Genomic DNA, 7,010 nt, shown 5'->3' with positions numbered 1-7,010 from the left:
TAAAGCGCTCCATCAGGCCCGCGTGTTACCGCAGGATTGAGCACACCTTCAACTTCCATTTCATTTCCAACTTCGGGCGTCATTAGCGTACAAATGCGGTGTAATTTAAATGGAATCATAGATTTTAGTTTTTAGGTTTGTCACTTGAACACGCAATAATGGTTTCTATTATCCTTTTGGTTTCTTCATCATCCCTGACCTGAATACAGTCCACACCAGTTTTTCTGGCGGGATAATCATTTCCTCCTTCAAATAGGGCATCTCCAATAAAGAGCATTTCAGAAATATCAAAATCCAAAATCTCCTTAAGTTTTTGTATTCCATACGCCTTGTCAATCCCAGGTTTCACAATATCAATGGAAGTCGTTCCTCCCATCCCAATTGAAAATTCTTTTAGTGACTTTTTCAGAGGTTCTACCATTTTTTTGCGTTTTGCGAAATCATCATCCCAACCTTTTTTTGCCTCAAGCGGAGCCTCTTGACCCAAGGCCGAAAAGGTAATCTGGCTGCCGCGATCTTCGATTTGCTCTCCCCAAGTTTTTTTGATTTCAAGATGTGCATCGTCAATGGCAGCTTTTAAATTTGTAAGTATTTTCTTTCTTTCAGCAGCAGTAAAATTCTCTTCATATAACTCATCCCAACCTTCGGTATATCTGTAAAACTTAGTCCCGCAAGTGGGAAGAATCATTAGCTTCATGAGTTTTGCTCTTTTGGGCAAATGACTCAAAACCTGTTTCTCAAATTGAGGCCAATCCCCTCCTGATATGATAGACACCTGTGCCACATCAAGTAATTCCTTTAAAAGTTTGGCCATTTCCTTGTCAATAGCAGATTTGCTTTTTGCCAAAGTACCGTCCAAATCGAATACAATTAATTTTTTCATCTGTAAGAAGTATTTGAGAAACAGAAAAACTTGCCCGTCAGGTAGCCAGCTGGAATGCCCAGATTAAACATTTTTATGGTTTTGAAAAATCTCAACGTGGCATTTCATAATTTAATTCATTTCCTGTCTGGAATAGCGATTTGAAGCAAGGTTATTTCCTGTTCTGGATGAAGGTCGAGAAGTCCAATAATTGCTGGCAATAGCACGACCTCTCCTTTACTGATTGTATAGTCTGCATCGTTGTACTTCATCATCCCTTGTCCTTCGGTGCAAACCAAAATAGCAGGTTCATCTTTAAAGCCAACGGTAAACTCTGATTCGCTTTTAATTCGCCACAATTTAAAATGCTCATTATCGAAAAGTTTTTCGGCATTTTTCATGTCTTTACTTTTCTCAGGAATTACAGGGCCTATATCAACTTGTTTGAAATCAATACAAGCCAGCGCCTTTTCTACTTGAAGCTCACGTGGTTCTCCAGTTTTTGGATCGGTTCTGTCCCAGTCATAAAGACGAAACGTGACATCACTGTTTTCTTGAACCTCAAAAACTACAGTTCCGCCAAGCGTGTGAACGGTTCCGGAATGGATAAATACCGCATCATCTTTTTTAGGCACAAAACTGTGGAGTCTATCGGCTACCGATTTGTTTTGGATGGATTCAACAAGATTCTCTTTAGTAGTTCCTTTTTTTAAACCAGCATAAATGCGGCTGTCCTCACTCGTTTCCAAAACCACCCAAGCTTCAGTTTTTCCCAAATCACCTTGAGGAATGTATTCTTTTTGATCATCGGAAGGATGGACCTGCACTGAGAGCACCTCTTTACAGTCTAAAAACTTTAGCAATAATGGAAAATGTTCAAAATGATAGCCAAGCTTACCCATAATCTCGTAACGAAAATCAGCCATCAAATTCGTAAGGGTTAAGCCTTTCAGGTTGCCTCCCGACACTTGAGTCGAGTGATCCTTTCGATCGCTTAATATCCAGGCTTCACCTACGGGTTCATTTTCGGGAAGTGGCTTTGAAAGCAAATGCTCCAACTTTCTGCCCCCCCAGATGCGATATTGATAAATGGGTTCGAATTTTAAAGGATAAATTTGAGTGCTCATCAGACTTTATTTTAGAGATATGAAACAATACGACTCGTTGGGGCTTGTTTTCTTAAAACATTTAGATTTTGAATGCCCTGTAACTTATGTGAAATCAAAAGCTTCAAGTTCTACCTTGAAGGTTGCTCCTAATAGTAAATGCATGAGTTGAAGAAAATATTTCAATTTTAAACCCCATACTTCACACATCCTATAATCCTGCTTTGCAGATGAAAAACAATAGCCTTTTAAGTAAAACAGCTTTATAAAATTGCGAAATGATCAGCGATGATCTACTATATAAAAGCTAAAAATCATTACATATATCACAGATTTAAAAAATTCAGGGAAGGATAATCCTCCAATTTTAAGTGGCCTTCAGCTTTACTAGCACCATCTGTATCAAATCAATTCATATCATAAGGCAACAGAAACCCAATTGAAGCGCTCATGTTTGACTTAGTTTTATTAAATACTGCACACCTATGTTCATAAATAAACTATTTTAATCCCAATAGCCTATAAATCTTACTACTAAACTGTATATAAAAAGCAAAAAGCTACCATCTTATATAATCATTCTTTAACTTAGTTGTTCCCTATCTGATTAATAGAAAAAGTCCTTTACGTATTTATTGCAAAAGCTTCTCTATTTTTAAAAACATTTGAGAGGCATATTAAAAATGTCTATGATTTTATATGTCAAGTATATGGTAAGTTTGCGCTGCAAAATTGTAGTCAAACAAGAACTCCAAAAAATGGGGATACACTGCGTAAGAATAGATCTTGGAACCATTGAGATCTCAGAAAACCTTAGTGATTCACAAATACAATATCTTGAAAGAAATTTAAAAAAATATGGGCTCCACCTTCTCGACGATAAGCGAAATATCTTAATTGAAAAAATCAAAGTGGTCATCATCGAAATGATCCACTATTCCGACGAGTTGCCACCGGTAAATTATTCAGATTATATCAGTCAAAAGCTCGGGTACGATTATACCTATTTGGCCAACACTTTTTCTGAGGTAAAAGGAACCACGATTCAGCAATTCATCATCAATCACAAGATAGAAAGAGCTAAAGAATTATTGCTTTATGAAGATTTAAGCCTGACCGAGATATCCTATAAATTGCACTACAGCAGCGTAGCCCATTTATCGAGTCAATTTAAAAAAATAACAGGTCTTACGCCTTCCTTTTTTAAAAACATGAAAACACAAAAGCTTACGAATTTAGAAGACATCTAATTTACTGGTGAATTGTATGCTTGCTCTCCGATAAAAATGACACTTCTATCCAATTAACTTCCTAACATCTTAAGTAGAAAGTCTTTTTAATTGACATGACTTCAACATAGTCTCCCAATTGATATGTGAAACATATAACACTTCACGTATTGGTTATAATAGATTATTCCTTTAAAAATTGGAATTTTAGATATTGCTCTTACTAAAGACGATAGGCTCACAACTAGCGTAAATCATCTAAAATTAGAAAGATGAAAGATCTGGAATTTAAAAAATTAAAGGTTTTTGGCATTTTAGACATTAATGACTATGCGCCGAATAGTGTTGTCATGAAAAACATTATAAAAAAAGCTTCGGGAAACGTAAATGTAATTTCTATTGATAAAGGAGAACAGCTCACAGAAAAACTTTCACGTTTCGATCATTTTATTCAAATCGTTGAGGGGAAAGCTGAAATCCTAGTGGATGACAAAACCTACAATCTAAATTCAGGCCAATGTATTATCATTCCGGCAAATTCAAAAAACACAATCAAAGCCAACGAGAAGTTCAAAATGATCTCAACGATCATCAAAAGCGGCTACGAATAATAAACATGCCATTGAAAACGAAAATGTATGGAATTGAAATCAAATAATTCAGTAATAGTGGCCCATCCCGACGATGAAACCTTATGGTGTGGAGGGCAAATTTTGATGCATCCAAACGATAACTGGTTTGTGGCGAGTTTATGTAGAAAAAATGATCCAGACCGCGCTCCAAAATTTAAAAAACTACTTGCAACTTATCAGGCCACTGGTAAAATGGGCGATTTGGACGACGGCCCTGAACAATTGCCTTTAGATCAGAAAGAGGTGGAAGCTGCCATATTAGATATTCTTCCAGAAAAAAAATACATTCTCGTCTTCACTCACAGTCCTTTCGGCGAATACACTAAACATTTACGGCATGAAGAAGTGGGCAGATCCGTCATCAGCTTATGGAATCAAAAAAAAATAGCCATCGATACCCTTTGTCTATTTGCTTATGAAGATGGAAACAAAGCCTACTATCCGCGTGCCATAGAAAATGCTGACGTTTGCCAAAAACTTCCACTAAAGATATGGAAAGAGAAATATCGGATCATCAAAGACATCTATGGATTTGAGAAATCAGGATTTGAGGCTAAAACGACGCCCAAAAAAGAAGCGTTTTGGCAATTTAAAAAAGCTGAGGATGCTCAAAAATGGCTAGAAAAGAATATATCTAAAAAAAACCAAACACAATATATGATATGAAAGTACTTGTTCTTTATGACTACCCGCCTTCTCCCGGTGGACTCGCAACACAGGGCGACATGCTTTACAGAGGTCTGCTTGAATTAGGAGTAGACGCTCATGCCGTTCATTTTGAATCCGCACAAGAAAAAGAATGGTATTACCGCTGGTTTGAACCCGATGTTGTAGTTGGGGTCGGTTATTGGGGGCATACCCCTCATCTTGTGCTTCATCCGCAACGTTATGGAATTTTGGCGGTGCCTTGGTTGGTGGCAGATGGCTATATCGCAAATTATCAGGAAGTTTTAAATGAACTGCCACTCATTTTAGTGACCTCTAATTGGGTAAAGGAAATGTATGTACGTGATGGCATAAGAGCCGATACCATAGAAGTGCTTCCGGTGGGCATAGACACCTCGGCTTTTATGCCTTTTGATAAAAAAGATCCTAAAATTGTAGCTGTTCGCGAGGCTTTGGGTATTTCGCCCGACCAGGTAATGATTTTAACGGTAGGAGGCGACGCAGCATCTAAAGGTGCACAAGAAGTGATGCAGGCGCTCGCCATTATCGATACCAAAGCTCCCGATTGGAAATACATTTGTAAAGTATGGCCACAACCTCGTACGATAGTACAGAACATGATCGACCTCAAAATGGCTGAATCGCTTGGGCTTGAAAAGAATATTACTTATGCTACCAATACTGTTTCTCGAAACTTCATGCCTTATTTAATAGGAGCCTGTGATATTTATGCGGCGCCTTCACGTTTGGAAGGCTTTGGAATGCCACAGGTTGAAGCTGGAGCATGTGGCAAGCCTGTAATAGGAATAAAAGCCATGGGTATGTTAGATACGCTCATCCATGGGAAGACTGCTTTTTTGGCAGAAATTGCTAGAAAAATCGTCGTAAATGAAGTCGTTTTAGGTGAAGAGTCTGGTTTTGGTAAAGATCGAAAAATTGCCTTCGACATTCCAAGGACGGTTGATTATCGCGCCAATACTCAGGATATCGCCACTTATATGCTCAGACTCATGGAAGATGAGAAATTGAGAGTTAAAATGGGAGCTGCAGGAAGAGAACGCGCCGTAGAGCACTTTGACTATAAAGTTGTTACCAGAAAATTCTTGAAGATTTTACAGGATCGTTTAGGAATTGAATAGTTTCATAATGAATAGTGATAAAAGACTAAAGGACATAGGACTTATTTTTTTGAAAACATTCCTTTAAATAATGTATTCATCTTACGTCCTATCCAACACAATCGTAAGTTTAGATTGGATTTTTGAACAACAAAACATTAATATTCTTTAAAATGAATACCGAGAATAAAAAACTGATCGCATCTGCAAAAAAAGCCGCCATTGAGGTTCTTTTGCACAATTCTCATGGCACTGTGGCTAATTTACCCAGAACTGCAGGATGGGGATATCCAGAACCTTACACCAGAGACCTTTTAATTTCTGTACTCGGAATAGCCGCTAGTGGTAATACCGAACTGATGCAGAGTGTAAAAAATGTCCTATTGACCTTAGCGGAAAATCAAGCAGAAAACGGCCAAATCCCTTCTCTTGTAAATGATAGGAATAACAAAGGCTCCAGCGATACCACACCACTTTTTCTGATGGCTGCAGGAATTATGAGAACACTGCTTGATGATCCTCATTTCTTAGAAGATGCCGTGGAAAAAGCAGTGGTTTGGATGGAATACCAATGTCCTACCAACTATTACTTAATAGCGCAACAACCGACGAGCGATTGGCGGGATGAACAATGGGTATTGGGTTTTGGACTTTTCGTGAACACGGTAACTTATTCAGGTTTAAAACTTTTGAAGAAGTATAAGGATGCTAAAAACCTAGGAGATGCAATCCAACAACTGACATACGCTTCGGATGCATCACGCAGCTGCCCACACGAAGGCCTTGCTATTTTTGATCAGCCATATTTCGCATTGTGGTCATACAAAATATATAGTAGCAATCGATTTGACTTACTGGGAAACAGTATTGCTATTCTATCTGGTTTAGCGTCTCCCAGCAAAGCAAAGGATATGGTAAAATGGATCGAAAATGAATGTAACTCCATGGATCGAAACAAGGACTTAGTGGTTGATGTCACACCTAATTTTTTTCCATTTATACTGCCCAAAGATCCCGATTGGTTACCTCGATATCATGATTTCAATAAACCAGGAGATTATCACAACGGCGGCATATGGCCATTTATCAGTGGGTTTTACATTGCAGCTTTAGTTGCTGCTGAAGAATTTGATCTGGCCGAGAAAAAACTTTTAGCATTGACATACCTCATCAAAAAAGGGATAAATAAAGATCTGGAATTTTGCTTTAACGAATGGTACAAATCCCAAACGGGAGATCCTATGGGACAAGATTGGCAAACTTGGAGTGCTTCAAATTATCTGTATGCTGCAACTTGTGTTCAGGAACGACGCACGCCGTTTTTTGATGAAATACGTTAAAACAAATGATTTTTGGATCAACCATCACCCTAAAAACATACCGCTTTGACAACTAAC

At 38.1% G+C, this 7,010-nt stretch carries 7 protein-coding genes; 5 read left to right on the top strand and 2 right to left on the bottom strand.

The genetic code is table 11. The annotated features are described in order from the left end of the window. Nucleotides 1-124: 124 nt before the first annotated feature. Together ABIQ28_RS14990 and ABIQ28_RS14985 are read right to left on the bottom strand one after the other, a co-directional pair. On the bottom strand, nucleotides 125-883 hold the full coding sequence (locus ABIQ28_RS14990; protein WP_348038734.1) for an HAD-IIB family hydrolase: 759 nt from the start codon (nucleotides 881-883) through the stop codon (nucleotides 125-127). A 116-nt stretch (nucleotides 884-999) separates the two neighbouring features. Then, the gene (locus tag ABIQ28_RS14985; protein ID WP_348038732.1) at nucleotides 1,000-1,989 is read right to left on the bottom strand and encodes a type I phosphomannose isomerase catalytic subunit; all 990 of its coding nucleotides are present in this window, start codon (nucleotides 1,987-1,989) and stop codon (nucleotides 1,000-1,002) included. Nucleotides 1,990-2,657: 668 nt separating this feature from the next. On the opposite strand from ABIQ28_RS14985, the gene ABIQ28_RS14980 reads away from it, so the two are divergent. From ABIQ28_RS14980 to ABIQ28_RS14960, 5 genes are all read left to right on the top strand, one after another. Continuing rightward, nucleotides 2,658-3,218 carry an AraC family transcriptional regulator gene (locus ABIQ28_RS14980; protein WP_348038730.1) on the top strand — a complete coding sequence of 187 codons (561 nt, stop codon included), beginning with the start codon at nucleotides 2,658-2,660 and terminating at the stop codon, nucleotides 3,216-3,218. Between the two features lie 251 nt (nucleotides 3,219-3,469). Continuing rightward, nucleotides 3,470-3,808: a cupin domain-containing protein gene (locus tag ABIQ28_RS14975; protein ID WP_348038728.1), complete on the top strand. Its 339-nt coding sequence runs from the start codon at nucleotides 3,470-3,472 to the stop codon at nucleotides 3,806-3,808. 27 nt (nucleotides 3,809-3,835) lie between these two features. Continuing rightward, complete coding sequence (locus ABIQ28_RS14970; protein ID WP_348038726.1) at nucleotides 3,836-4,495, top strand: PIG-L family deacetylase; 660 nt, start codon at nucleotides 3,836-3,838, stop codon at nucleotides 4,493-4,495. Next, a complete protein-coding gene (locus tag ABIQ28_RS14965; RefSeq protein WP_348038724.1) occupies nucleotides 4,492-5,634 on the top strand; it encodes a glycosyltransferase family 4 protein in 1,143 nt (380 codons plus the stop codon). The genes ABIQ28_RS14970 and ABIQ28_RS14965 overlap by 4 nt, the downstream gene beginning before the upstream one ends. A 152-nt stretch (nucleotides 5,635-5,786) precedes the next feature. After that, complete coding sequence (locus tag ABIQ28_RS14960; RefSeq protein ID WP_348038722.1) at nucleotides 5,787-6,953, top strand: glycoside hydrolase 100 family protein; 1,167 nt, start codon at nucleotides 5,787-5,789, stop codon at nucleotides 6,951-6,953. The last annotated feature ends 57 nt before the right edge of the window (nucleotides 6,954-7,010 follow it).

Source organism: Gelidibacter sp. (genome assembly GCF_039916245.1).
GTDB lineage: Bacteria > Bacteroidota > Bacteroidia > Flavobacteriales > Flavobacteriaceae > Gelidibacter.
The sequence above is the reverse complement of the archived record's forward strand: the minus strand, read 5'-3'. Positions and strand labels throughout refer to the sequence as shown.